The 25,634-nt window shown below is 63.8% G+C and carries 26 protein-coding genes; 15 read left to right on the forward strand and 11 right to left on the reverse strand.

The window, feature by feature from the left end; translation table 11 throughout:
* Positions 1 to 336: LysR family transcriptional regulator (locus A3AG_RS0125970; protein ID WP_018003754.1), on the reverse strand; the 336-nt coding region annotated here is incomplete at its 3' end.
* A gap of 158 nt (positions 337 to 494) precedes the next feature.
* Here A3AG_RS0125970 and nfsB point away from each other — a divergent pair.
* A complete protein-coding gene (nfsB, locus tag A3AG_RS0125975) occupies positions 495 to 1,148 on the forward strand; it encodes an oxygen-insensitive NAD(P)H nitroreductase (protein ID WP_018008207.1) in 654 nt (217 codons plus the stop codon).
* A gap of 286 nt (positions 1,149 to 1,434) precedes the next feature.
* Here nfsB and A3AG_RS0125980 read toward each other — a convergent pair whose 3' ends face one another.
* The gene (locus tag A3AG_RS0125980) at positions 1,435 to 2,403 is read right to left on the reverse strand and encodes a Bug family tripartite tricarboxylate transporter substrate binding protein (RefSeq protein ID WP_018008208.1); all 969 of its coding nucleotides are present in this window, start codon (positions 2,401 to 2,403) and stop codon (positions 1,435 to 1,437) included.
* A 61-nt stretch (positions 2,404 to 2,464) separates the two neighbouring features.
* Positions 2,465 to 3,970 (reverse strand): argininosuccinate lyase, encoded by a 1,506-nt coding sequence (gene argH, locus A3AG_RS0125985; RefSeq protein WP_018008209.1) that lies wholly within the window; start codon positions 3,968 to 3,970, stop codon positions 2,465 to 2,467.
* Positions 3,971 to 4,102: 132 nt separating this feature from the next.
* Between argH and A3AG_RS0125990 the strand changes: the two genes are divergently transcribed.
* Positions 4,103 to 4,978, forward strand: coding sequence for a LysR substrate-binding domain-containing protein (locus A3AG_RS0125990; protein WP_018008210.1), 876 nt, complete (start codon positions 4,103 to 4,105; stop codon positions 4,976 to 4,978).
* A 171-nt stretch (positions 4,979 to 5,149) separates the two neighbouring features.
* On the opposite strand, the gene A3AG_RS0125995 is transcribed toward A3AG_RS0125990, so the two are convergent.
* Both A3AG_RS0125995 and A3AG_RS0126000 read right to left on the reverse strand, forming a co-directional pair.
* Positions 5,150 to 6,400, reverse strand: coding sequence for an MFS transporter (locus tag A3AG_RS0125995; protein ID WP_018008211.1), 1,251 nt, complete (start codon positions 6,398 to 6,400; stop codon positions 5,150 to 5,152).
* Positions 6,401 to 6,699: 299 nt separating this feature from the next.
* Positions 6,700 to 7,599, reverse strand: a complete 900-nt coding sequence (locus A3AG_RS0126000; protein WP_115678512.1) for a LysR substrate-binding domain-containing protein — start codon at positions 7,597 to 7,599, stop codon at positions 6,700 to 6,702.
* 162 nt (positions 7,600 to 7,761) lie between these two features.
* Here A3AG_RS0126000 and A3AG_RS0126005 point away from each other — a divergent pair, with 162 nt between their 5' ends.
* Genes A3AG_RS0126005 through A3AG_RS32020 form a run of 3 tightly spaced genes read left to right on the forward strand, consistent with a single transcriptional unit; the run spans position 7,762 to position 11,331 of the window.
* On the forward strand, positions 7,762 to 8,751 hold the full coding sequence (locus A3AG_RS0126005) for a Bug family tripartite tricarboxylate transporter substrate binding protein (protein ID WP_018008213.1): 990 nt from the start codon (positions 7,762 to 7,764) through the stop codon (positions 8,749 to 8,751).
* 32 nt (positions 8,752 to 8,783) lie between these two features.
* The gene (locus A3AG_RS0126010) at positions 8,784 to 9,866 is read left to right on the forward strand and encodes an asparaginase (protein WP_018008214.1); all 1,083 of its coding nucleotides are present in this window, start codon (positions 8,784 to 8,786) and stop codon (positions 9,864 to 9,866) included.
* A 16-nt stretch (positions 9,867 to 9,882) separates the two neighbouring features.
* Positions 9,883 to 11,331, forward strand: coding sequence for an N-acyl-D-amino-acid deacylase family protein (locus A3AG_RS32020; protein ID WP_018008215.1), 1,449 nt, complete (start codon positions 9,883 to 9,885; stop codon positions 11,329 to 11,331).
* 52 nt (positions 11,332 to 11,383) lie between these two features.
* Here the strand turns inward: A3AG_RS32020 and A3AG_RS0126020 are convergent, their stop codons facing one another.
* Positions 11,384 to 12,286, reverse strand: coding sequence for a LysR family transcriptional regulator (locus A3AG_RS0126020; RefSeq protein WP_018008216.1), 903 nt, complete (start codon positions 12,284 to 12,286; stop codon positions 11,384 to 11,386).
* 92 nt (positions 12,287 to 12,378) lie between these two features.
* On the opposite strand from A3AG_RS0126020, the gene A3AG_RS0126025 reads away from it, so the two are divergent.
* The 3 genes from A3AG_RS0126025 to A3AG_RS0126035 are packed head-to-tail and all read left to right on the forward strand — an operon-like array spanning position 12,379 to position 14,199.
* Complete coding sequence (locus A3AG_RS0126025; RefSeq protein ID WP_018008217.1) at positions 12,379 to 12,819, forward strand: DoxX family protein; 441 nt, start codon at positions 12,379 to 12,381, stop codon at positions 12,817 to 12,819.
* 25 nt (positions 12,820 to 12,844) lie between these two features.
* A complete protein-coding gene (locus A3AG_RS0126030) occupies positions 12,845 to 13,273 on the forward strand; it encodes a nuclear transport factor 2 family protein (protein WP_018008218.1) in 429 nt (142 codons plus the stop codon).
* The gene (locus A3AG_RS0126035) at positions 13,273 to 14,199 is read left to right on the forward strand and encodes an NADP-dependent oxidoreductase (protein WP_018008219.1); all 927 of its coding nucleotides are present in this window, start codon (positions 13,273 to 13,275) and stop codon (positions 14,197 to 14,199) included. Before A3AG_RS0126030 ends, A3AG_RS0126035 begins: the two co-directional genes overlap by 1 nt.
* A gap of 186 nt (positions 14,200 to 14,385) precedes the next feature.
* On the opposite strand, the gene A3AG_RS0126040 is transcribed toward A3AG_RS0126035, so the two are convergent.
* Entirely contained in the window at positions 14,386 to 14,619 is a 234-nt protein-coding gene (locus tag A3AG_RS0126040) for a helix-turn-helix domain-containing protein (protein ID WP_026164472.1), read from the reverse strand.
* Positions 14,620 to 14,625: 6 nt separating this feature from the next.
* A complete protein-coding gene (locus A3AG_RS0126045) occupies positions 14,626 to 15,198 on the reverse strand; it encodes a DUF2975 domain-containing protein (RefSeq protein WP_018008221.1) in 573 nt (190 codons plus the stop codon).
* 103 nt (positions 15,199 to 15,301) lie between these two features.
* Between A3AG_RS0126045 and A3AG_RS0126050 the strand changes: the two genes are divergently transcribed.
* The gene (locus A3AG_RS0126050) at positions 15,302 to 15,916 is read left to right on the forward strand and encodes a porin family protein (RefSeq protein ID WP_018008222.1); all 615 of its coding nucleotides are present in this window, start codon (positions 15,302 to 15,304) and stop codon (positions 15,914 to 15,916) included.
* Positions 15,917 to 16,090: 174 nt separating this feature from the next.
* Positions 16,091 to 16,720 carry an HAD hydrolase-like protein gene (locus tag A3AG_RS0126055; protein ID WP_018008223.1) on the forward strand — a complete coding sequence of 210 codons (630 nt, stop codon included), beginning with the start codon at positions 16,091 to 16,093 and terminating at the stop codon, positions 16,718 to 16,720.
* Positions 16,721 to 16,844: 124 nt separating this feature from the next.
* Here A3AG_RS0126055 and A3AG_RS0126060 read toward each other — a convergent pair whose 3' ends face one another.
* Positions 16,845 to 17,795 carry an AraC family transcriptional regulator gene (locus A3AG_RS0126060; RefSeq protein ID WP_018008224.1) on the reverse strand — a complete coding sequence of 317 codons (951 nt, stop codon included), beginning with the start codon at positions 17,793 to 17,795 and terminating at the stop codon, positions 16,845 to 16,847.
* Positions 17,796 to 17,981: 186 nt separating this feature from the next.
* Here A3AG_RS0126060 and A3AG_RS0126065 point away from each other — a divergent pair, with 186 nt between their 5' ends.
* On the forward strand, positions 17,982 to 18,557 hold the full coding sequence (locus tag A3AG_RS0126065; protein WP_018008225.1) for a cysteine hydrolase family protein: 576 nt from the start codon (positions 17,982 to 17,984) through the stop codon (positions 18,555 to 18,557).
* Positions 18,558 to 18,653: 96 nt separating this feature from the next.
* The gene (locus tag A3AG_RS0126070; RefSeq protein WP_018008226.1) at positions 18,654 to 19,478 is read left to right on the forward strand and encodes an alpha/beta fold hydrolase; all 825 of its coding nucleotides are present in this window, start codon (positions 18,654 to 18,656) and stop codon (positions 19,476 to 19,478) included.
* 134 nt (positions 19,479 to 19,612) lie between these two features.
* Here the strand turns inward: A3AG_RS0126070 and A3AG_RS0126075 are convergent, their stop codons facing one another.
* Positions 19,613 to 20,548 carry an alpha/beta fold hydrolase gene (locus tag A3AG_RS0126075; protein WP_018008227.1) on the reverse strand — a complete coding sequence of 312 codons (936 nt, stop codon included), beginning with the start codon at positions 20,546 to 20,548 and terminating at the stop codon, positions 19,613 to 19,615.
* 214 nt (positions 20,549 to 20,762) lie between these two features.
* Positions 20,763 to 21,260, reverse strand: a complete 498-nt coding sequence (locus tag A3AG_RS0126080; protein ID WP_018008228.1) for a DUF2306 domain-containing protein — start codon at positions 21,258 to 21,260, stop codon at positions 20,763 to 20,765.
* A 219-nt stretch (positions 21,261 to 21,479) separates the two neighbouring features.
* On the opposite strand from A3AG_RS0126080, the gene A3AG_RS0126085 reads away from it, so the two are divergent.
* The 3 genes from A3AG_RS0126085 to ilvD all read left to right on the forward strand — a co-directional run bounded on the left by A3AG_RS0126085 (position 21,480) and on the right by ilvD (position 25,612).
* Positions 21,480 to 22,487 carry a LacI family DNA-binding transcriptional regulator gene (locus A3AG_RS0126085; RefSeq protein ID WP_018008229.1) on the forward strand — a complete coding sequence of 336 codons (1,008 nt, stop codon included), beginning with the start codon at positions 21,480 to 21,482 and terminating at the stop codon, positions 22,485 to 22,487.
* A 108-nt stretch (positions 22,488 to 22,595) separates the two neighbouring features.
* Positions 22,596 to 23,930: an FAD-dependent oxidoreductase gene (locus tag A3AG_RS0126090; RefSeq protein WP_018008230.1), complete on the forward strand. Its 1,335-nt coding sequence runs from the start codon at positions 22,596 to 22,598 to the stop codon at positions 23,928 to 23,930.
* Positions 23,927 to 25,612 (forward strand): dihydroxy-acid dehydratase, encoded by a 1,686-nt coding sequence (gene ilvD / locus A3AG_RS0126095; protein ID WP_018008231.1) that lies wholly within the window; start codon positions 23,927 to 23,929, stop codon positions 25,610 to 25,612. Before A3AG_RS0126090 ends, ilvD begins: the two co-directional genes overlap by 4 nt.
* Positions 25,613 to 25,634: the final 22 nt, after the last annotated feature.

Raw genomic sequence — 25,634 nt, forward strand, 5'->3', positions numbered from 1 at the left:
GGTCAGCAGCGGCAGCAGGATATTGCGGCCAAGGTCTGACGGGGCGGCGATCTTCAGCGTGCCCTGTAATGCACGCTGTTCGCCGTGCAGGCGGTCCCGGCCTTCCTTGAGCTTGGCCAGCACTTCGTCCGCATACGGCAGGTACTGTTCGCCCTCGGCAGTGAGCCGCAGGCTGCGAGTGGACCGTGCGAACAGCCGGATGTCGAGCTCTTTCTCCAGGCGCTGGATGGCTGCGCTGACCTGTCCGGGCAGCAGGTCGGCCTCGCGAGCGGCGTTCGAGAAGCTGCCAAGCGCTGCGGTTCGCAAAAACAGTTGCAGATCGTCGAGTCTGATCATTTTCACTCTGATAGTGAAAGTCTTGCCAGATTCTCCCAGTTTTTCGACAACGCCGCAGTGACGAAAATGCCAAACCAGTCCGGGCCGCCCTGGCAGGACGATACGCAGTCGCGTTGAACGAATCCCCGTAGTTTCCGAACCATGAACTGGAGCAGAACATGAATTTCACTGACGCCGTACTTTCCCGCCATACCGTCAAGGCTTACGAAGGCGGTAAGACCTTGCCCCAGGAACAGGTCGACATGCTGCTGGCATGGCTGCACAACAGCCCGTCGTCGGTGAACTCGCAGCCGTGGCATTTTGTGGTGGCGTCGACGCCCGAGGGGCGCGAGACGATCGCCAAGGCGGCCACTGGCACGTTTTCCTACAACCATCCGAAGATCGTCGATGCCTCGCACGTGATCGCCCTGTGCATGCGTGCCGACCTGGACGAAGCGCATCTTCGCGCCATCCTGGCGCAGGAGGAAAGCGACGGCCGGTTCAAGGTCGAAGGCGCTCGCGAAGGCCAGGACAAGGCCCGGCGTTCGTATGTGGACTTGCATCGCTACGAGCTGCGGGATGTGCCGCAATGGATGGAGAAACAGGTCTACCTTGCCCTTGGCGGTCTGCTGCTGGGCGCTGGCATGCTGGGGATCGATGCGACGCCGATGGAGGGCTTCGACGCGTCGGCGCTGGATGCGGCACTCAATCTGCGCGAGCGTGGCCTCACCAGCGTCGTACTGGTGTCGCTGGGCCGCCGCAGCGAACAGGACTTCAATGCCGGACTGCCGAAGTCGCGTCTGCCGAAAGAGGTAGTGTTCACCAATATCTGAGGCGGATTGGGCCATCGTTGCCTGGTTGGGACGACGCCCGCGCCAGGTATCGTGCTTCAGGTGTCACGTCCTGGGCGAGCTTCCAGCCCGCCAGCTCGGTGATCGCGCCGTCTGCTTCGCAGAGCCATTAGCGGCAACGTCAGTATCGCCTTGCTGGAACTGGTGACCACGGGCTTGCCTGCACGCTCGATAGCTGCGATCACGCCGCTAACCTGTATGCCGGCACACAGGCGGGCGGCATATAGGAATGAGGCCCGGCGCCGGCAACGCAGCGCCACCAACCCCTTCAATCCACACTCGCCCCCGACGCCTGCACCAGCTTCGCCCACTTGTCCGTATCGCGGCGGATCAGCGCCGAGAACTGCTCCGGCGTCGAAGTCAGCGGCGCAGCGCCGGCCTGCACCAGCTTGTCCCGCATCGCCTTGTCCTGTGCGATGCGCGTGATTTCCTGCGACAGGCGGCTGGAGACCTCGGGGGGCAATCCGCGCGGACCCACCACGCCGAACCAGACATCGGCCTCATAGCCCGCAATGCCCGCCTCGGCCATGGTCGGCACATCGGGCAGTGCCGGCGAGCGCGTGGCGCTGGTCACGGCCAGTGCGCGCAGGCGGCCGGCCTTCACATGCGGCAGCGAGCCCGGCAGGTTGTCGAACATCAGTTGCACCTGGTTGGCAAGCAGGTCGGCCATCGCCGGGCCGCTGCCCTTGTAGGGCACGTGCACGATCTGGACGCCGGCCATCGACTTGAACAGCTCGCCCGACAGATGGTTGGTGGTGCCGTTGCCGGCCGAGCCCATATTGAGCTTGCCGGGGTTGGCCCTGGCATAGCTGACCAGCTCGCGCACGTTCCTGGCCGGCACGTTCGGATTGACCACCAGGATGTTGGGCACGCCGGCGAACAATGCCACCGGCGAGAAATCCTTCTGCGGATCGAACGGCAGCTTCCGGTAGAGGGTAGCGTTGATCGATTGCGTTCCCACGGTGCCAAACATCAGCGTGTAGCCGTCGGCCGGCGCCTTGGCCACGAGATCCGAGCCGATGGTGCCGCCGGCGCCCGGACGGTTGTCCACCACCACCTGCTGGCCGAGGGTTTCGGACAAGCGGGTGGCCAGTACGCGGCCGAGCAGGTCGGTGGTGCCGCCGGGGGGAAAGGGCACCACCATGCGGATGGGTTTGTCGGGGTAGGGGCCGGCGGCGGCCAGGCTCGTCGCCAGCGTCAGACAGGTGGCAGCCAGGGCATGTGCAAGGTTCTTCATGGGGGCAGGATCTCCGTGGGACAAGGATAAGGGCAATGCCGGCTGCGATGTGCGGCGCGGCTCAGCCTTGTGATGCGAGGTGGTTGACCGAGCGCTTCAGTACCGCGCGCGCGGCGTCGAGGCGAGCCCGGGTGGCGTCAAGGGATTCGCGTGCGCGGTGCGTGGCGGCGCGCTGGGCGGCGATGTTGTCGCGGACCAGTACCGGCGCGGGTCCGCCGGCGGCCATGCGCGCGGCGACGCCCTGTTCGGGGTCGAGGCAGCGGGCGACCGCGGCGGCATCCAGTCCGGCCGCGCGGCCGGCGACGCGCATCGCGGCGGCATCGACCATGTCGGCGCTGATCTCGTCCGCGGGCAAGTGCTGGTCGAGCGCGTCCCGCACCACGGCACCGACGATGTGATGCGCCTGGCGAAACGACATGCCGGCCTCGCGCACCAGCGCGTCGGCCAGGTCGGTCGCGGTGGAGAAATCGCGGCGCGCGCGCGCCAGCATGCCGGCGCGTTGCGGCGTGGCGTTGGCGATCACCAGCCGCAGCAGCGACAGGCAGCGCAGGCATTCGTCGCCGGCCTCCCAGAAACCGCGCATGCTCTCGCGGTTGCCGTCGCCCGAGTGCGTGAAATGGCTGCCCTTGAGCGCCGCCAGCGCGCCGGTCAGCAGGCCCAGCATGTGGCCGCCCTTGCCCTTCAGGTACTCCAGCACCACCGGGTTCTTCTTCTGCGGCATGATGCTGGAGGTGCCTGCGACGCTGTCCGGGAAGTCGATCAGGCCGAACTCGGGCGTGGCCCAGACGTACAGGTCCTGCGCCACGCGGCCCCAGCTGACCGCACCCACGGTGATCGCCGCCAGCATCTCCCAGGCAAAGTCGCGCGAAGCCACGGCGTCGAGCGAGTTGGGCGCATGGGTGGAGAAGCCCAGCCAGTGCGCCGTCGCCGCGCGGTCGATCGCAAAGGCGGTGCCGGCCAGCGCGCCGGCGCCGAGCGGGCAGGCATCCAGGCGCGCCAGCGCCTGCTCCATGCGCGCGATATCGCGGCCGAGCGACTCGGCAAAGCCGGCAAGGTAGTAGCCATAAGTGATCGGCTGCGCGGCCTGCAGGTGCGTATAGCCGGGCATCACCACCGCGGCATGGGCGTCGGCCCGCTCCAGCGCCGCGGTGCGCACCGCCAGCATCGCTTCCAGGATATCCAGCGCCAGGTCGCGTGCACGCAGCCGGTCATGCGTGGCCAGGATGTCGTTGCGGCTGCGCGCGACATGCAGCCTGCCGCCGGCGTCGGCGCCGGCCATCTGCATCAGGTGGGCTTCGTAGTTGAAGTAGGCGTCCTCGCGCGCAGGATCCAGCGGCACGGCGCCAGGCCCCTCGGCTTCGATGCGTAGCAGTGACTGCGCCAGTACCGCGGCCACGTCCGCCGGGACCAGCCCGGTGCCATGCAGCATCAGCAGGTGGGCCTGGTTGATATCGGTCAGGTAGCGAAAGCCGCTGCCGAATTCGCGCATCAGGCGCGGCAGGTAGATGTGCTCGCATACCTCGGCGGCGGTGGGCTGGGTCAGGCGTCGGCTGACTTTGGATTCCATGCTGTGTGATCTCCGAAACGATGGAGCCAGTATGGAAATCCGCTGTATATATCGTCAAATCAGTATTTTGTTCCTCCTCATACGTTTTTGATATGCTTGCGGGCAAGCCGCTGATCCCGACCGCCGCCAGCCATGAACTACAAGCAGATCGAAGCGTTCCGCGCCGTCATGCTGACGCGCTCGATGACCGAAGCCGCCGCGCAGCTCCATACCTCGCAGCCCAACATCAGCCGCGTGATCGGGCAACTGGAACGCGAGGCGGGCTTCCGGCTGTTCGAGCGCGTCGGCAACCGGCTCGCGCCGACGGACGAAGCCGAAGCCTTGTTTCTCGATGTGGAGCGCTCCTTCGTCGGCCTCGACAGCCTGCGCGCGTCGGCCCGGTCGATCCGTGAATCCGGCGTGGGCACGCTGCGCATCGGCACCGTGCCGTCGATCGCGATGAGCGTGATGCCGCAGGCAATCCTGGCGTTCCGCGAGCGCTATCCCGACGTACCGATCGCCGTGCATACGAACGACTCGCCCACGGTGGCCAAATGGACCGCGGCGCGCTTCTGCGATATCGGGCTGGTGTCGTACCTGGCCGAGACCACCGGCATCCGCAGCGAGTTGCTGCGCCGCGAGGACGGCGTGTGCATCGTGCCGGCGACGCACCGGCTCGCGCGCAAGCGCCGCCTGCACGCCAGCGACCTCGATGGCGAGCGCTTTATCTCGCTGACGCATGGCGACGGCACCCGCGCCACGGTCGACGCCGCGTTCGTGCCGGCAGACCGGCGCGTGCTGACCCTGGAGACCCCTTACGCCGCCACCATCTGCACGATGGTGGGGATGGGCCTGGGGGTCAGCGTGGTCAACCCGCTGGTGGTGCGCAGCCTGAAGCCGGCGGGTGTCAAGGCGATCCCCTTCGAGCCGGTGATCGCTTTCGAGAGCCACATCCTGTTCAATCCGCAGCGGCCGGTGCCGGCGCTGGCGCAGTGGTTCCTGGCGTGCTTGCGGAAGGTTACCGGATAAACACTTGGCGGTCCTTCCCATATGGCGAACCCATCGTCGGGGGAAGGCGCCGTAGCGGTGGCTTGTCCAGTGAATTGACGGCCGGTGGCAAAGACAGTGCAATTTCTGGCGCGCCTTTTTGTTCAAGAAAGCGAGGCTGCCGGTGCGCGCGCAGCCTCGCCACCTTCTGTGTCATCCCGAGGGCTCGACGTGGCGAAACGCCCGGAATAGCGCCAGGTCGTAGGCAATCTTGAGCACGCCGCACGCGACCAGCGGCGCTCCAGCCCAACCAGCGATCAGCAGCGCGCCGGCAATTGTGGGTCCCAGGGCCGCAGCAAAGCTCCGCGGGACCGCAGTCAGGCTCGCCGCCGCCGGACGCTCCGGTGGCGTGACCACTGCCATGACATAGGCCGTCCGCGTAGGCACATCCATCTGGGACAGCGCACTGCGCACGAGCAGCAATGCCAGAGCAGGAACCAGGGCCGGCGCGAATGCAGCGGCGATCAGGCACAGGCTGGAAGGTATGTGCGTAAACACCATGGTATTGAGCAAGCCGAACTTCCGCGCCAGAGGCACAGCGATCAGTTGGGAACCCGCCGTCAGCAGCCCTGCCCAGAAAAAAAACTGACCGGCAGCACCCGGCGAAAGGCCAAAGCGCTGCATCAACCAAAGCGAGAGCAATGCGTTCACCACCAGGCCGCCGGCAAAGGCATCGATGCTGAACAGTAACGCCAGGCGAATGACGATCGCACGCGAAGGGCCAAGCGGGGTGGTCGTGGGTGCGGAGTGCGGCTCGGGGTCCGGCAGTCGGGCATAGAGAAGCCACAAGGCAACTCCGGTCAGCGCATAGACGATGAACATTGCGCGCATGGCGGTGAGCGATGACACACCGACACGGGCAACGAGCAGGTCAGGTAACGCCGCGGCGAGGGCACCCAGGGCGGCGGACAAAGCGCCTGTCAGGCCGTAGCGGGCGAACAACGCCGTACGGGCAGCGGGAGCGGCGGAGTTCGCCAGCCGGGCCTGCTCCAGCGGCAGAAACAGGCTGACGTCTCCGGAACCGGGGTTGAGCGTGCCGACAAAGGCAACAAGCAGGAGCGGCAACAGCGAGGACAACCCGGCAAAGCCCATTCCGGTTGCTGCCATCAACCCGGCGGCCAGCATCAGCATGCGGCGCTGCGGGTAGCGCTGGGCGGCCATGCCGACCAGCATCGTAGCCAGGGCAGAACCGACCAACGTGGTGCTGCTGATCAACCCGACCGCAAGCGGATCGAACCCCAGTGCAAGCAGGTATGCCGGCAACAGCACGGCCACGAAACCGTCGCATATGCCCCGAAGCGCACGGCCAAAGAGCAGTCGCAAGGCCTCCCGCTCGACATCGACAGGCAACACCAGGCGCGCGAATCCGTCTGAAATTGCCGTCGGTTTCCGGAGGAAGCGCATGCTCAGGCCCCGCTGCTGACCGTGCCCGATTGCTGGCCAGGACCGGGGAAGTCGGCGCATCCGCGGCAGCGCGCCAGGCGGGCATACTGGCCTTGCCCACGATCCGGTCCGATGTGATGATCAATCGCTGCTGTGCTCACTTTGTTTGGTCGAATAGCATGACGATCAGCAAGATCAAACACCAGGGGAACGCAGTCATGAGCGCATCGCCGGACTGCTTCTTATCGGCTGTTCACTGGCTCTTGCTGCCCTGTTGCGGACCTTCGGATTTCTGGCTGAAGTCCTGCTTGGCGCAGCCCCTACGCCGTCTCATTCGCCTGGTCCTTGAGCCATTGTCTAAAGACCTGCAGCGATGGCAGTTGCGCGGACTCATCCGGGTACACCAGATAGTAGCCTTTCGGATAACGCCATGTACGACGCGACAGGCGTTTCAATCGGCCGAGCGCAATCATGTCGTCGGCCATGTACGGAGGGAGTAGCGCTACGCCCATTCCGGCAACTGATGCATTTAACGCCATCGACATGATCTCGTAGCGAGGGCCTTCGCGCGTGGCTTCGCCCTCGATGCCTTCGAGCCTGAACCATTCGTCCCACGCGTCGGGCAAGGTCTGATGGTGAATCAGCGCCGAGCGGGGCGTATCCGCGCTGATCGTCTTGCCATGTTTGCGGATCCATTCCGGTGCGGCATAAGGCGACAGCATCAGCGGCAGCACAAACTCATTGTGAAGTCCGTCGCGCTGTCCGTCGCCAAACTCCAGCGACGCGTCCACGGCCGTCGTGCGGAAGTCCACTGGCCCGACGCGCGTGCCGAGATTCAGTGTGATCTCGCCGTGGTCTCTCGTGAAACCGGGCAGGCGGGGAATCAGCCAGTAGGTGCCGACGGAGGCGCCGGCCGAAAGCGAAAGCGCTCCGCCGCGGCCCTTCAGCGCCATCACATTCGCCGTCGCGCGTTCCAGCCTTTGCAGTAACGGCGCAACCTCGTTCAGGTAGTAGCGGCCGGCGTCGGTTAACACCAGTGCATCGCGCCGGCGCGTGAACAGCCTGACGCCGAGCCTGCCTTCCAGCGTCTGGATCTGCCGGCTTACCGCTCCCTGCGTGAGCTGGAGCTCCCTTGCTGCTGCGGTGAAGGAATGCAGCCGCGCGCTGGCCTCCAGGCACAGCAGTGACATCGTGGAGGGGGCGCGTACGTGGAAGTTCATGGGGCAAGGGGGGCTGGCCAACTGGAGTTCAGTACGGACATCCATGAGAATACCTCATGCCAGCCCCAGGAAACATGGCTTGTCCAACGCCGCTTGCGACTCTACGATCTGTCGGACACACGGGGAGTTTTTCAAGACAAGAGCGACGCAGGAGAAAGGCCAATGACCACGACACGCTTTACACGGCGCGAGATGATGAAGCTGGGACTCGCCGCCGCATCACTGGGCCTGCCGGGCCTGTCACGGGCCGCCGGGTGGCCTGCGCGGCCAATCCGGCTCGTCGTGCCGTCCGCCGCCGGCGGCTCGCCGGATGCTGTATGCCGGATCCTGGCCGAAGAGCTTTCGGTGTCTCTGGGACAGCCGTTCATCGTCGACAACAAGCCGGGCGGGGCAGGCAACGTCGGCATGGTGGATCTGGTCAATGCCGCCGCGGATGGCTACACGTTCGGTTACGGCAATGTCGGCACGCTCGCCATCAACAAGTCGCTGTTCCGCAAGCTGCCCTACGATCCGGACAGGCAACTCGTGCCGGTAGCCTTGCTTGGCTATGTCCAAAACGCATTGGTGGTGCGCAAGGACCTGGGCGTGAACAGCGTCCAGGCGCTTGTCGCGCTGGCCAAGGCCAAGCCTGGCACGCTGACGATGGGGTCGGCCGGCAATGGCACGACCGGGCACCTGAGCGGGGAACTGTTCAAGAGCATGACCGGCACATCGATGACCCACGTGCCGTATCGCGGCAGTCCGCAAGCGATTCAGGACCTGATGGGCGGGCAGGTCGACCTGATGTTCGACAATCTCAGCTCGATCTCGCCACATATCAAGGCCGGCCGGATCAGGGCGCTGGCCGTGACCGGCGCACAGCGCAGCGGCCTGTTCCCGGACCTTCCGACCCTGGCTGAATCGGGCGTGGCCGGCTACGACATTGTGGCCTGGGGCGGCATCGTGGCGCCGGCGAAGACGTCGCCAGACATCGTCGCCGGGCTGAACCGTGCCATCAATGCCAGCCTGGCCAAGCCGGCGGTGCGCGAGCGCTATGCCGCCATCGGCTTCGAGACGCTGACCGGCCCGCCCGCGCGGCTGACCGAGCGCGTGACGCGCGAGACGCCGCTCTGGGCTGGCGTCATCAAGCGCTCCGGCGCGCAAGTGGACTGACCTGTCAAACCTTACCCCTCGGGAAACGCATCATGAAGACTTCCATTCGCGCATGCCTGGCGTGGCTCGCACTGACGCCCATGTTCGCACTGCCTGCGGCGGCCCAACAGGCCAAAGGCCAGTCCGAGCCATCCGCCAATGCCCGCAAGCCCGGCGTGGTCATCCTTGCCACCGGCGGCACGATCGTCAGCTCCACGCGCTCGCCCACGGACATGGCCAATTACAGCGGCGCCCTGGCCGGCGTCGATTCGCTGCTGAAGGCAGTGCCGCAGATTCACGACTACGCCAACGTGAGGGCCGAACAGATCGTCAACGTCGGCAGCAACGTCATTACCAGCGAAAACATTCTCAACCTTGCCAAGCGGGTGAACGCCTTGCTCGCGGAACCCGAGGTGGCGGGCGTCGTCGTGACGCACGGCACGGACACGATGGAGGAGACGGCATATTTCCTGAGCCTCGCTACGCGGTCGAGCAAGCCGGTCGTCATCACGGGATCGATGCGGCCTGCTACTTCGCTCAGCGCGGACGGCCCGGTCAACCTGCTCGACGCGGTCATGGTGGCCGCCGATCCAGGCTCGCGCGACCGCGGCGTCATGGTCGTGATGAACGACCGCATCAGCGCGGCGCGGTACGTGACCAAGATGAACACGCTGAACGTCGACACGATGGGCGCGCTGGAGCAAGGCTACCTTGGCGCCATTGCCGGCGAGCGCGTGATCTATTACTTCGAGCCGGCACGCGCCAAGGGCGAACTGTACTTCGACGTGTCTGCCGTCACCAAGCTGCCGCAGGTGGAGCTGGTCTATCGCTACCAGGGGCAGGAAATGCAGCTCGTGCGCGATGCGGTGGCGGAGGGCGCGCGGGGCGTGGTCATCGGGTTCACCGGCAATGGCAACGCCAGCGCCGACCACGAAGCCCTGATTCGGGAGTTCGGCAGCAAGGGGATTCCGGTTGTCCGCAGCTCCCGTGCGGTGAGCGGCATCGTGACGCCCAAGCTGTCGGGCAGCATGGCCACCGGCAGCCTGTCTGCGCAGAAGGCACGCATCCTGTTGATGCTCGCGCTGAGCCAGACCAGCGACCTGGGGCAGATCTCAGAGTTCTTCGCGCAACAATGAAATCCGGGACAAGCGCATGACTACGACGCTGGATCTGATTATCGAAGGCGGCACCGTCATCGACGGCACTGGCGCTCCCCGTCGGCGCCTGGACTTGGGTATCGCGGGGGACCGCATCGTTCGCCTTGGCGATCTGTCGGGTGTCCCCGCAGCCAGACGCTTCGATGCGTCCGGGCGCATCGTGGCCCCGGGCTTCATCGACGTGCATACGCATGATGACCGGCTCCTGCTCGATGCGCCGCAAGGTCCGCATCCGAAGCTGTCGCAAGGCGTAACGACCGTCGTCACCGGCAATTGCGGGATCAGCCTGGCGCCGCTGCAATCGTCCGGAACGCCGCCCGCGCCGCTCGACCTGCTCGGGACAGGCGCCTGGCGATACGAGAGTTTTGGCGACTATCTGGACGAACTGGAGGCGTGCGGGCCGGCGGTCAATGCGGCCTGCCTGGTCGGGCATTCGACGCTGCGGGTAAGGCGCATGAACCGGCTCGACCGGGTCGCCACGGCAAGGGAGCAGCAGTTCATGGCGGCAGATCTCGACGCCGCGCTTGCGGCGGGTGCCATCGGCATGTCCACCGGGCTTTATTACCCGCCTGCCAGGGCGGCGGACACCGCCGAAGTGATCGCGGTCGGCGCGCCGCTGACCAAGGCTCACGGCATCATCACGATGCATATCCGGGATGAGGGCGACGCCATCGCCGACGCATTGGCCGAAGCGCTGCAGATCGGCCATGCGCTTGGCATCGAGACCGTACTGTCCCACCACAAGCTGGTCGGCAAGGCCAATCACGGGCGATCCGTGGAAACGCTGGCCATGATCGAAGCGGCCGGCAGGAAGCAGTCGGTCTGCCTGGACTGCTACCCGTACAACGCCTCGTCAACCATGCTGCTGCCGGCGAGGATTGCACAGTCCGACGATGTCCGGGTGACATGGTCCAAGGCCGATCCCACGGCTGCCGGGCGGTCACTGTTTGCACTGGCGCGGGAGCGGGGGACATCGCCCGAGGCGCTTGCCGAGGCCCTGCAACCGGCGGGCGCCATTTATTTCGCCATGAGCGAAGACGATGTGAGCCGCATTCTCCGGTACCCGGCCACGATGGTCGGGTCCGATGGCCTGGCACATGACGTGAGTCCGCATCCTCGACTGTGGGGAACCTTCCCGCGCGTACTGGGCCACTATGCGCGAGATCGGGGGCTCTTTCCGCTGGAAACCGCCGTGCACAAGATGACCGGGCTGAGCGCCGGTCGCTTTGGCCTTGCCGGGCGAGGTATCGTCGCTGAGAACCACTATGCCGATATTGTCGTGTTCGACGAGCAATCGGTGGGCGACTCGGCGACATTCGACCAGCCGACGGCAGTGAGTACTGGTATCGAGGCGGTGTTCGTTAACGGAAAGCTGGCCTGTCAGGACGGCGAGTCGAGGGACCTGCACGCCGGCAGTGTGCTGCGACACGGGGGCGCAAGATAGAACGTGTGGTGCATCAATGGTCCGGGCTCGCCGCCCGGTCCGACAACCAACGCTATTCGACACCACGCGCGGTTTTAAGCCGTTTGAGGAACCAACGGCCGGCGGGGCCGGGTGGCGTGTCTTTCCGGTACACAGCGAACATGGCGATAGGGGGTGTGTGCGGATCGAAGGCTTCGAGCCGCAAGGGCACGAGGTTCCCGGTATCGAGGTCATCCTGGACCATCGCCACCGGCATATGGCCCCATCCGAATCCAGCGCGTAGAAATGCATGCTTGGCACCCAGATCGGCAAGTCGCCAGATCTGTGGAGAGAAGACGCCGAAAGTCTGGCCTTCCGTCAGTGCCGTGCGGTCGGTCAGCACCAGTTGCACATGTTCCTTTAGATCCCCCGGCCGGATGATCCCTTTCTTTGACGCCAGCGGGTGTGACGGCGCGGTGACCGTGATCATTGGAACATCCAGCAATTTCTCGGCGTCGAGAATCTCCGGCACCGATGGCATCGAGCCGCTGATGCCGAGCCGGCACGCCTGGGCAAGTACGGGCTGCATGACGGCGCCAAGCGCTTCGACGTAAAGCCGCAATGGGGTGTGCGGAAATTCGTTTCGGAACGCGCCTACGGCGTCGGTCAACGACGCCATCGGATACATCACGTCCACCACGACGGACAGTTCGGGTTCGAGTCCATCGGATATCACGCGCGCCTTGGCCTTGAAGCCGTCCATGCCGCTGACCACCACGCGCGCCTGCGCGAGCAAGGCGGCCCCTTCGTCCGTCAGCCGCGGATAGCGCCCGGCCCGATCGAAGAGCTGCACGCCGATCTGTCCCTCCAGGTTGGCCAGCGTATGGCTGACCACGGACTGCGCGCGTCGCAGTTTGCGGCCAGCGGCGGAGAAGCTGCCTTCATCGGCGGCGGCGATGAAGGTGCGAAGCTGGTCCAGCGAGACGGCGTCGAGCATGTATCTATGGAATAGATGGATTGCATCTAGAAATATAGGCTTCCTTGATACGTGTCAAGCCCCTAATCTTCGGTCATCCACTCTTTGAAAGGATGATCACCATGAACCCCAACCTCAATGTCTCCCTGAACGCAAACTCGGCGCTTCCGGCCGCTGGCCGCACGCTCATTGCGGCGATCTTCTTCATTAGCGGCATCGGCAAGATCCTGGCCCCCGGCGCGACCATGGCCTATATCGGATCGCTGGGTCTCCCCGCCCCAGCGCTCGGACTGATTGGCGCACTGACGCTGGAGCTGGCGGGCGCCGCGCTGTTGGTCGTTGGCTACAAGACGCGCCTGGTTGCTCTCCTGCTTGCTGCCTACGCTGTCGCAACCGCGCTGATTTTCCACCACGCTCTCGCCGACCAGAACCAGATGTTCCATTTCCTGAAGAACCTGGCAATGGCAGGTGGCCTTCTCCAGGTGGTCGCATTTGGCGCGGGGGCCTTCAGCCTAGACAACCGTCGCGCGCCGGCCGGGCGTGCGGTCGCCTGACCATTGCATCGCTGGAGACAACATCATGACCATCGCTACAACGCTTCTGCGGCAACACCTCCAATCGCTGGTGGACGCGCCGCAACAATGGCAGGAACTGATCGCCGAGAACATCGTATGGGACTTGCCCTATGCCCCCAGCCTGGGCCATCCGCTGAGACTCGAAGGCCGCGAATCCGTGTTGCGGCACGCGAGCTGGTTCGCGGGGGCGGTCAGGGACTTTCACTTCTTCGATGCCATCGTGACGGCGACCGATGACCCGCTGCATGCGATCGCACGGGTCCGTGGCGAGGGCTTGATTGCCGCGACTGGCCGCACCTACCGCCAGGAGTACGTCGTGTTTCTGACCGCCCGGGACGGCCGCATCGTGCATCTGCGCGAGTATTTCGACCCCGTCCAGGCCGCCCTTGCCCTCGATGCCCCGGTGGTGGGCGTCTCTTCCAGGAGCATTTGATGAAAGCCATTCGAGTAACTGCCTATGGCAGCCCCGACCGCCTGACTCTGGTCGAGATGGACGACCCGGTGCCCGGCGACAATGAGGTATTGATCGAGGTTGCGGCGGCCTCGGTAAATCCCATCGACTGGAAGATCGTCAGCGGCGCCATGCAGGCCTTTATACCGCTTCCCCTGCCATTTACGCCAGGCGTGGATGCCGCGGGGACCGTCATCGCGGTGGGGCGCAACGTCACCACCCTGAAGCCGGGGGATGAGGTCATGGGCTTTATCGGCATCGTGGGAGCCTTCGCCACCCGCGCTGTCGTGGAAGCGGCCCGGCTGGCGCGCAAGCCTGCGAGCCTGACTTTCGCGCAAGCCGCTGCGCTTCCCGCGGCGTCGCTGACGGCATGGCAGGCGCTGCACGAGCATGGCGTCCTGCAAGCCGGTCAGTCCGTCCTGATTCACGGTGCGGCGGGCGGCGTCGGCAGTGCAGCCGTGCAGCTTGCCAGGCTGGCCGGTGCCCGTGTGATCGGCACCGGCTCGGCCGGGAATCGCGACTATGTGCAAAGCCTTGGCGCGGACGCGTTCATCGATTACCGTGCCGAGGATTTCGCCAGGCGTGTCGCGGGGGTAGACCTGGTGCTGGACCTGATCGGGGGCGAAACGCAGCAGAGGTCATGGTCAGTCCTGAAGCCCGGCGGCACGCTGGTTTCGACCGTTGCAAGGCCTGACGCGGCACGCGCCCACGATGCGCAGGCGAGCGGCAGACATTTTGCGACCCGTAGCGATGGGCCGCTGCTCGGGAAGCTGGCAGCGCTCCACGCGTCCGGCGACCTGCGCACCCACATCGATTCGGTCTTTTCTCTTTCAGCCGCTGGCCAGGCGCTTCGCCACAGCATGGGCGGCCACGTCAGAGGCAAGGTCGTGGTGGACGTGGCCCGCTAGGGATTGCTTAGGCACCGGAGCGAACCGCCGGCGGGGTGAGCGACTCGCGCATGTCGCGCGCCGCCTCGACCGGCATCCTGCCGAAAAGCGCGGCGTCTGCATCCTCAGCCAAGATTCCCAAACGGCGATCAGCACTTCCGGAGCAGGCCTGAGAGAGACCCTGGTGCGCCAGCCGCGCGACGATGTCTACGGGGCATCGTCGCCTTCCGTTGCCGCGTCATCGCGGTATTCGAGCAGGTCTCCCGGCTGGCAATCCAGCGCCTTGCAGATGCGTTCGAGCGTATCGAAGCGGATGCCTTTCACCTTTCCCGATTTCAGCAGCGACAGGTTGGGCTCGGAGATTCCGATACGCTGTGCCAGCTCGCGGGACTTCATCTTGCGCTCCGCCAGAAGCACGTCAAGTCTGACCAATACCGTCATTGTTCCTCAGACAAATCCTTTGTTTTCTTCGGCTATCCGAACGGCTTCGAGCATCGCCCACGCGATGGCGAGCAGCAGACCACCGAGCAGGCTGACGAAGTAGTCGCTCAGCGTGATGGCGATGATCCAATAGGGCTTGCCGGGCACGCCCACCAGCGCCAGGCCCGTTAACAGCCGGATCAGCGGGACCGCTGGCCCCATTGCCGCCAATGCCAGCGCAATGCGACGCAGTCGAATGGCCGTGTCGATTGTCAGCACTTCACCGCGCCCGAAAGCCACGAACATCCGCCGCGCCTGGTGCAGCATGCAGATTAACAGGGTCAGCCCAATACCGGTGGCAAGAAAGCCGGCTGCCCGGTGCATCGGCAACACCTGCACGGGATATGCCGTGGACGCGTGCGTGATCCCGCGCACCACGCGCTCCAGCTTCGCTGCAGACGACCCGAACCATATCCATGCGGTGCTGACCAGCGCCACCGCGCCGCCCAATGTCGTCAACCACTGCATCGTGCGCGACAACGCGCGAATCCGGTGCAGCGCAGCGCCTTCAGGGATTGAGGAGGCAGACGAAACGAACATGCAGAGACTCCGTTCGAAAAAGAGTTGCGAAAGTCCACATTGTATTGTAAAACGGCAATGTTTTATCGTTTTACATTAAATTATTTATACGAAAGGTAAATGCATGTGGACTTTAGCACACGCGCGCACATCCCTCGGCGCAGTCTCTCTCACGCTCGCGCTGCTCGGTGTCACGGCGCCCGAGGCGCGGGCACAGCAGCTGGCTTCGCCGGCTGACGAATTCTGGTACGTCGGCGGAGATCTTGGCTACACCCGACAAAAATTCAGCACCGACCGTCCGGGCTGGACGGGCGTATCGTCCAACAACCTGGCGGTAGCCTTCCGCGGCGGATACCAATTCTCGCGCTATGTGTCGGTCGAGAGCACGGTTTCCAGCCTCGGTGCGGCGGAAGCGGAATCAGGCAGCAGCAAGGACAAGTTCAGCATCGGCGCGTGGACGGCCAGCGTGGTCGGCCATTTGCCCGTGACCGAGCGATTCTCGCTGCTGGGCATCGCGACCGTGGGCTGGGTGGAGGGTGACCGCTCGGGTGACGTGGAATCGAGAAACCGGTCAGCCGGGCTGCTCACCCTGGGAGTCGGCGCCGTCTATGCGTTCTCACCGAACTGGCGCTTGCGCGGCCAGTACACGAACTTCGGCAAGCTGACCTGGAAAGGCAGCAACGATGCCGCTGTAAAGACCCAGACGTTCACCCTCGGTGTCGACTACATGTTCCGATAGCAGGCGGTCCGGCCCGCAGCGTGAACACTCGAACAATCAGCTGTTGTGCCAGCTTCGATACTATCGCTCCCACTCACCGGCGGCCTCTGACTAAGGGGCAGCCTCAGAACCTGGACGAAGTGGTAACACGATTAATGCCTTCTACGATGCCTCGCGGCGTCGCGACAGTTTTATATGACTTACAAACTCATCGCGTTTGATTTCGACGGTACGTTGGCCGATTCGATGGAATGCTTTCTGCAGGCTGTCGACGTGGCATCCCGCAAACATGGGTTTCGGTCGCTCCAGGGCGATCTGCTCGCGCAAGCGCGCAGCAGCTCAGCGCGAGACATCATGCGGCTGCTTGGCGTGCCGCTGTGGAAGGTGCCTGCCATTACCATCGAGGTGAGGCGGCTGATGCACGAGCGCATCGCGCAGGTGTCGCTATTCCCGAACGTGGCCAAGACGCTGAATGCGCTGGCGCGGCGTGGTATCAGCCTCGCCGTTGCCACCTCGAACGACGAAGCCGTCGTGCGCACGATCCTCGGTCCCGCCGTGTGCGAACGGATCGGGCATTTCAGCTGCGGCATTTCGATGTTCGGCAAGACGCGCAAGCTGCGGGCGTTGGTCTCGTCCGCCGGTGTGCGTCCGGACGAGGCTTTGTATGTCGGCGACGAGATCCGCGACGCGCAAGCCGCCAGCGCCGCCGGCATGGCGTTCCGCGGCGTAGCCTGGGGTTACACGGCCGCGGCGGCGTTGCAGTTGCACTGTGCAACGCCACTGCTTGCAAGCCCGCAGGACTTGCTTGATTTGTCCCGCACCTGAACCGCCAGACCGCGTGTACGTCGTGATGGCACGGTAGCACTGCGCACCTGGGGCATCGCCCGATGTCCCGGGTGCAATCCTTTCGCAGGCAGAAGGCGCAGCCGGCAGTGAAAGTTTGCGGCGGTCACGCTCTCGCCGATGCGCGGCGAGCCCTGAGCGTCTGCGATGGCAGAACGCCGAAGTGGGCGCTGTAGAGAGCGGCGAAGCGACCGAAGTCCCATACACCGAACCGTCCGCAGATGCCGGAGACCGTATCGCCCGGCGCAGCGTTGCATAGTGCCGCACGGATGGCGTGCATGCGGTACAGCGCCAGATATCGGTGCGGCCCCATGCCCAGGTATCGATGGAATACGTTGCGGACGCTGCGCTCGGACGCTTCGGCAGCCGCGCAGAGATCGTTCACAAAGATCGGCGTTTCCCCCATTAAATTGAGCAGGTCCAGTGCCCGGCTGAGAATCTGCCGATGGCGCGGCTTTTGCCGGATACTGGCCGCGCCTTCATCGATGGTCAGCACGGCGCGAAACACCAGGTCGACCAGCTCGTTTCGCGCTGCGTGCTCAGCGCCTGGATAGCGCAACTGGGCCGGATCATCGCGCTCGACACGCATGATTCGCCATATCGTCGTCAGTAGCGCAATCACGCCCCGGCGTCCGGTGCACACCAGGTTGTTGGACAGCAGCGTCGCGTCGAACTCGTCGGCATGAGTGTGGACCCAGTGCATCACCAAGGGTGCAGAAATCGCCACGGTCAACCAGCTTGCTGCTCGCTCCGCAACGATGTGGAACATCAGGTCGGGCGCCATCCATCCGACGGTCTGCGCGTTGAAGGCATGGCCATCGACGATAGTGCATTGCTGTGCACTCAGAGGAATGAAGATATTGAAGTAGCCAGGCATGCCGATGCCGGAATAGGCCGTGGGCGCTCCCTCTCGACCCATCATGATCGCCACGCCGTTGAGGTCGATCAGCTTCAGCCGCCAATCCCTTTGCGGCCTGGACCGCAACACATACCTTCCCTGGACGCCGTAAAGCGCGGCCTCGAATTCATCGAATTCCGGGCAGACCAGTTGCGTCATTGGATCGCTCCCCGCGTTTCACATCCCGGCGCCTCGCAAAGACCAGGCGAGATTTGCCGATTTTACGTAGCCGCGGATCAAGGTTTCAAGAAATGATGATCTGCAGTAGGGATGGAAAATGAGGGCGATATGACAGACGCGGCCAAACCAGGACCATATTCCGCAGCTTCCACAGGATTGCTGCTTGTGGATCCCTACAACGATTTCCTGAGCGAGGGCGGCAAGCTCTATGGCCGGGCCAAGCCAGTCGCGGACCAGGTCGGGACGCTGGCCAACTTGAAAAAGGTCGTGGCCACGGTACGCGCCGCGCGCATCAAGGTGCTTTATGTGCCACACCATCGATCTAGGTCAGGTGACTTCGCCGCCTGGAAACACCCTAGCCCTTACCAGCTAGGCGCCAGCCGCGCGCAGGTTTTTGCCGAGGGCAGCTGGGGCGGCCAGTGGCATCCGGATTTCGAGCCGCTGCCTGGGGACGTCATCATTCACGAGCATTGGGGCGGTAGCGGCTTTGCCAACACCGACCTTGACTTGCAGCTCAAGCAGCACGGCATTCAGAAAGTCATTCTGATCGGAATGCTGGCCAATACCTGCATCGAGGCGACCGGGCGTTTTGCCGCGGAGCTTGGCTATCACGTGACGCTGGTGCGCGATGCCACGGCAGCATTTTCTGCCGAGGCCATGCATGCCGCGCATGAGATCAACGGACCGACATTCGCCCATGCAATCGTCACGACAGCGGAGTTGTGCGCGGCGTTGGGGTGATTCGGGCGTCGTACCACGGCGCCAGTTCGTGCGGTGAGCGCAGCCACATATACCAACGCTCCTGCGGACAGGGGCAATCAACCGGGAGGTAATGCCATGCAGACGGTCAGAACCAAGGATGGTGTGGATATCTTCTACAAGGATTGGGGCAGCGGCCAGCCCATTGTCTTTTCTCATGGATGGCCGCTGAGTGCGGACGACTGGGACGCGCAGATGATGTTCTTCCTGAATCAGGGGTTCCGCGTGATTGCGCATGATCGTCGCGGCCACGGCCGCTCGACCCAGACCGCCAGCGGCCATGACATGGACCACTATGCCGACGACCTGGCAACGCTGACGACCCACCTGGACCTGAAAAACGCTGTCCACGTCGGGCATTCGACCGGCGGCGGCGAAGTGGTGCGCTATCTGGCGCGACACGGCGAAAGCCGCGTCGCGAAGGCCGTCCTGATTGCCGCTGTGCCGCCGCTGATGGTCAAGACAGAAGCCAATCCGGAGGGCTTGCCGAAGGAAGTCTTCGACGGCTTCCAGGCGCAGGTGGCCCAAAACCGGGCGCAGTTCTACCGCGATATCCCTGCAGGCCCCTTTTATGGCTACAACCGCCCAGGTGCCAAGGCGGACGAAGGGGTGATCGCGAACTGGTGGCGCCAGGGCATGCAGGGCGGCGCCAAGGCACACTACGATGGCATCGTTGCTTTTTCCCAGACTGACTTTACGGAAGATCTGAAGAAGATTGCCGTGCCGACGCTGGTAATGCACGGCGACGACGATCAGATCGTCCCTTACGCCGATTCCGCGCCGCTCTCGGCAAAGCTGTTGCGCAACGGCACGCTGAAGACCTACAAGGGCTTCCCGCATGGCATGCCTACCACGCATGCGGAAACCATCAACGCGGACCTGCTGGCATTTCTCCGGTCCTGATCAACACCAGGCCAGGCCCATGGCCGGCCTCGTTTCCATGCGCTAGGGGCAACAGGCGTTGCCCCTAGCGCCCGCCCCCGGCGGCCGGCTCGGAGAGAAAGTGCCTGTCAACGCTGGGCCGCCTTGCGCAGAACTCACTTACTGCGGTCAGCAGACGTCCTGGTCAAGAAATCGTGAATGTAGTCGGATATAAGCGCAGGGTGCTGGTGCTGTGGGGCGTGCCCTGTTTCGGAGAAGAAGATGAACTGTGCCTGCCGCATCTTTCCGATCAAAGGAAACCAGTTCTGTCCGGCAGTGCTTGTATCGTGGTCTCCGGCGATAACCAGGATAGGCAAATCGACCTGCTCCATGCGTTCGCGTCGGCGCTCTTCGTCGTTGCGAAAGCCCTCCGCCGCCTTAAAGTACGGTGCGAACTCTTCGGGCGTGGATGGTATCCTGGAAGTCACGCCAGCCCTTGCATAGATCCGTTCGTGCGAGGCCTTGGCCTGAGCGCGGCTTGCCGCGGAGGCTGGCTCGAAGAACAGAATTTCCTCATCGGCGAGATCGTTCACGGGTTTGAATGCCCGCTCGAGAAACACCTGCTGCAGCGGGATCTCATTGTGCCCCGGCGGGTTGGTGCCAATCAGGATGGCGTGAGTTACGCGTTGGGTGTGCTCTAAAAGGTAGGTCTGAGCCACCAGACCACCCCATGACCAGCCGAGGAGGACAAAGCGTTCTGCGTTGATTGCATTGGCGAAGTCGTCGATGAACTTCGATGCCAACGCCATGGCCTCGGGCAATTTGCCAGTCGAGTACGCGATGCCGGGATAGTCGACAGTGACGACGGTGTATCGCGACGCCAGCGCATCCAGGAACAATGGATCCCATGTATCAAGCGTGCCGCGCAAGCGGTTGGCGAGAATGATCATCGGACCCTGACCGAACCTGCGATAGGCAATCCTGTCGTTTCCTACCGTCACGTACAACGTGCCAGCGGCTGCCGCCGGGACTGCGAGGTCGCCGGCGGCCAAAGGGCCTGATTCAGGGAGGACACCAGACGACGACATGCTAGCGGTGGACAGCTGATTCATGACAGCATCTCCTGGGAAGCTGGTGGCGAGCTTCACCACCGAATCATGGGTAAGGGCGCGGATGCAGGACAGAATGCCGGCATGTCAGGCGAATAAGGCATCGATGGCATCCGTCATCGGGAGACTGGGCAAATACGCCAGCCAAACACCATTTCGGGATCGTCGCTGTTACCAACCCACCGGTTACATCCACCCGGTCGGCGCGGCGGCGAGTTCAGAGGGTGACCGCCATTCGGCGCGAGCGCCGAATGCGCGAGACCTGGATGGCTGCGCCGATCAGGTAGATCACGAAGGCGATGCCAACTATTGCTTTAAGGGTCGGGTCTTCCGGACCGGTGAACGCGGGAGCGCCCACCGGCACGCGCGTGCCGGTCTCGGTCAATCCTGGAATCAGGTGGAAGAACAGCGTGAGCGAGTAGCCCAGTACCGCCGTGTAGCGCGCCACGGCCGTTCCCTCGCGACGTTCGGCAACACCGGCGATGGCCAGTACGACAAGTGTCAGTATTGCCAGTGCGTGGGGCGGTCCGAATCCGCCATGGTGGAAGATAAAGAGCCCGGTAAATGCTGTCGCTGCAGTCAGCCATACATAGAGACGGCCGGGGCGGGTGCGGGTTCCAATCTCGCCGTACTTGAACAACGCCACCAGGCCACAAGCCACCGCCACGAGGGCAATGGCGGTGTGGAACATTCCGATCGGGCTGAGGTTGAGCATGGCAAGCACTCCCGGTTCACGGTTTTGACGCCACCGGGCCAAGTGCCGGCGCATCGGGCAGATGATCCGCCCGCTTCAGCGCAAACGCTACGTAAAAACGGCAAACTGAGAGATTCCACGACCGCCTTGGGCCAGCGGCCTTGTCGGTATCGTGGCGGCCTCGAGGGTTCGTTTAGAATCCGGGGCATTGACAGAAATGTGTGCAGTTCCTACCTCACCATGAGCAAGCGGCTTACCAGCATCGACATAGCCAACCTGGCAGGGGTTTCACAAACCACCGTCTCCCGTGTGCTTCAGGATTTGCCGTCGGTGAAGCCGGAGACCAAGGCGCGGGTCTTGAAGGTCATACAGGACTACGAGTATTCGCCCAGTGCGGCAGCTCGACAGATGAAGACGCGTCGCAGCGGGACGGTTGCGGTGGTGATCGCGAGCCTGTCTAACCCGTTGTACCCGATGCTGCTCCAACTGTTGGTCGATCGGCTCGCTAGTCGCGGCTTCCGCACAACGGTCTGGGAGCTCGAAGGAAAGATGGACGAGGCCACGGTGCGTGCGCTTGCCGAAAGCGCTACCGATGGCGTCATCTTTGCCGCCGCGCTGGATGAGTCCAGGGAGATGCTGACCCGGGTCGCGGCCGAGAAGCCGATCATCCTGATCCATCGCTCTGTCGGAACCGACTTGTTCGACACCATCGTGAGCGACAACTATGCCGGCGGCCGGCGGGTTGCGGACTATTTCGTGTCAGCGGGCAGAAAGTGCATTGGACTGATCTCGGCGGCGTCCAGCAAGAGTTCCAAGGCAAGCACGATCCGCGAACGCGAGCGGGGCTTTATGGAAGGGCTTGGCGCGTTGAGTCAGGGGAACGCATTCGTGCGGGCCGATGCCGCCGACTTTAGCTACGAGTATGGCTTTCGGACGATGCAGACACTGCTCGCCGAACGTCCTGATGTCGATGCCGTGTTCTGCACCAATGACATTGTTGCGATCGGTGCGCTGGATGCCGCCCGTCACAGTGGCAAGCAAGTCCCGGGCGAGCTCTGGGTCGTCGGCTATGACGATATTCCCATGGCGAGGTGGGAGTGCATCAGCCTTAGCACTGTCCAGCAGCCTTTGCCAGCCATGGTGGAGCAGGTAGTAGACCGGCTCCAGCGTCGTATGACTACGCCGGACCTGGCCCCGTACACGTTTGTGCTACCTAATGATCTCGTATTGCGGCGCACAACATCCTGAGCTTGGCAGTTTTTTATTTCCGCCTATAATGACTACGTAACCAAATTGGACGGGAAGCGTGAGCCGGGCCGAGTGGACCCGGCATCACGCATTTTTTTTGGAGACAAAATGACTACGTATTCATCGGATGTGGTGTCCGAGCCGGCTCGGTCTACATCCGTGTTTCGCACGGCAGACGTCTGCGTCGTGGGAGGTGGCGCTGCCGGGGTGGCTGCCGCGATTGCGGCGGCGCGAACGGGTGCCAGGGTACTGCTTCTGGAGCGCGAAGGCTTTTTAGGCGGCACCCTGACGTCGGTGAGCCTGGGCAGCATCTGTGGCCTCTACGCGGTCACCGATACAGAGGTACAGCAGATTGTGGGTGGGTTCTGCAACGAAGTCATCGGGCGACTGCGGTCACTTGACGGCCTCGGGGAAACGACGCGATGGCTCGAGACGGCTTCGCTGCCCTACGATCTGTTCGCCATGAAGGTCGCTCTCGACCAGCTCGTCCAGGAGGCAAAGGTCGAGGTCTTGTTTCATGCGCTGGTGGTTGGTGTCGCCATGAAAGAGCGCGAACTGGACGCCGTGCTGATCGAGACCAAGGAAGGGCGACTCGCCATCCGGGCAAAGTCGTTCGTGGACTGCTCTGGCGATGCCGACCTGGTGAACTTCGCCGGCGGGCCTTGCGAAATTTCGGAAGGCGATCTTCAGTTTCCTACCACCATGGTACGGTTCGGCGGCGTTGACACCGACTCGCTGGCCCGCTTGAGCCGCCCGGCTCTTCGCGAAAGGCTTGAGCTGGCTGTCGCCGACGGCTACGACCTTCCTCGCACCGCCGGCGGCGTATTTGCCGAACGGCCAGGCCTTGCGCATCTGAACATCACGAAAGTGGCGGTGGACGGCAAATCGCCCAACCCGTTCGACCTCAGTGTCATGTCGCGGGCAGAGATTACGGGGCGGGAACAAGTCTGCACATACCTGAAGGCATTCCGAAAGTACGTGCCGGGATTCGAGTCGGCCTTCGTCATGGATACCGGCGCGGTGATCGGCATCCGTGAAAGTCGGCGTACCGTCGGGAGCTACGTCCTCACTGACAAGGATGTTCTCGAAGGAGCGCGCTTCGACGATGCCATCGCGTGCTGTGCATGGCCAATGGAGGACCACGCTGCGGGCAGGGCGACCAAATGGATCTGGTTGCCGCCTGGCACGTACTTCCAGATTCCCCTGCGTTCGCTTCTGCTGGAAGGCTTCGACAACCTGATGGTGGCTGGCCGTTGTGCATCGGCCACGCATGGCGCGCAGGCCTCGATCAGAGTCACCGCGCAATGCTTCGCCATGGGCGAAGCGGCAGGGCATACCGCTGCAACGGCAGCGGGACGGGGGATCAGCGTTCACCATGTTCCGGCGTCCGATATCCAGCAGGTGCTGGAAAACAATGGTGCCTTCCTTGGAGCCTTGCAATGAATTCCCCGAAATACCGTAGCAATTTCGCCCCGGGTACGACCCGCTGGGCACTGCGCAAGGCCCAATGGCAAGCCCTGGGGCTGAGCGATGCCGACCTGGACAAGCCGAAGATTGCCGTGGTCAACACCTCGTCGGAGCTGTCGAGCTGCTTCAGTCATCTCGATGGCGTATCCGCTCACGTGAAGGCGGCGATCCGCGCGGCAGGTGGCGTACCCTTCGAGGTCCGCACCGCCGCCCCCAGCGACTTCATTACCAGCGCAGGCAAGCAGGGCCGCTACATCCTCCCGTCCCGCGACCTGATCGTGAACGACATCGAAGTGCAAGTCGAGGGCGCACAACTCGACGGCATGGTGTGCCTGGCTTCCTGCGACAAGACGACGCCGGGACAAATGATGGCCGCGGCGCGGCTGGACATTCCGACACTGGTGGTGATTTGCGGCTATCAGGCCAGTGGTCAGTACAAGGGGGAGCATGTGGACATCGAAGATGTGTTCGAGAAGGTCGGCATGCACGTGACTGGTCAACTGTCCTTCGAGGACCTGGACGGCATGTGCAGGCGCGCCGTGCGCAGCCCCGGTGTGTGCGCGGGCCTGGGGACTGCGAACTCCATGCACATCGTCTGCGAGGCATTGGGTCTGACGCTGCCAGGCGCCAGTCCGGTGCTGGCCAACTCTCCTGCGATGGTCGACCAGGCCCGAGCCGCCGGCGCACGCATTGTCGAGATGGTCAACGAAGGCCTGACGCCCCGCAGCATTCTCACGCCGGCGGCCTTCCGGAACGCCGTGCGCGTCGCCCTGGCACTGTCGACGTCGATCAACGTGCTTCGCCACCTGCAAGGTGTTGCGGAGGAGGCCGGAACGGATGTGGATCTCTACGATCTCTTCGACCGGCTCGGCCGCGAGGTGCCGTTGCTTGCAACCGTCAAGCCCAACGGTCCGCACCGTACGGAGGAGCTTGAAGCGGCGGGTGGCACCCTTGCGACGATCAAACGTCTGGCGTCCATGATCGAGCAGGAGTGCCTGACGGCCTCCGGCAAGACGTGGCAGGCAATTCTGGACGAATACGAGGCGCCATCGCCGTCGATCCTGCGCACGTTGGACAACCCCGTCTCCACGAAGCCGTCGCTGGTCATCCTGAAAGGATCGCTTGCGCCCGAGGGTAGCATTCTCAAGCTCGGCAATGCCGGCGAGAAGGCCGAAAGCTTCCGTGGCAAGGCGATGGTGTTTCACTCCCAGGAGGAAGCTCTCGCGGCATTGGCGGAGGGCCGTATCACGGAGGGGACCGTAGCGTGCCTGCGTGGTATGGGCCCGATTGGCGGTCCGGGCGTGGCCCTGGCGTCGTCATTCGTCGCTGCCGTCGAAGGCGCGGGCTTCAACGGCAAGGTCGCAGTCGTGACCGATGGCCAGCTATCTGGCTTGAACCGCGGTGTCGCGGTCGGTCAGGTGTGCCCCGAAGCCGCAGCCGGTGGGCCCTTGGCTCTGGTCCGGGATGGCGACGAGATCGAGATCGACATCCCCGCAAGGCAGATCAACTTGCTTGTCGACGAGAAGGAGATGGCTTCGCGTCGGGTCGATGCAGCACCCATTCAGGGAGCTACGGAGCAAGGCTGGCTGAACATCTACAGCAAGACGGTGAAGCCGCTCGCCAGGGGCGCGGTACTGATACCCATCCATCCCCGATAAACTAGACTTGGAGGAGACACAT

It is taken from the genome of Cupriavidus neocaledonicus (assembly GCF_000372525.1).
Taxonomy (GTDB): Bacteria; Pseudomonadota; Gammaproteobacteria; order Burkholderiales; family Burkholderiaceae; genus Cupriavidus; species Cupriavidus neocaledonicus.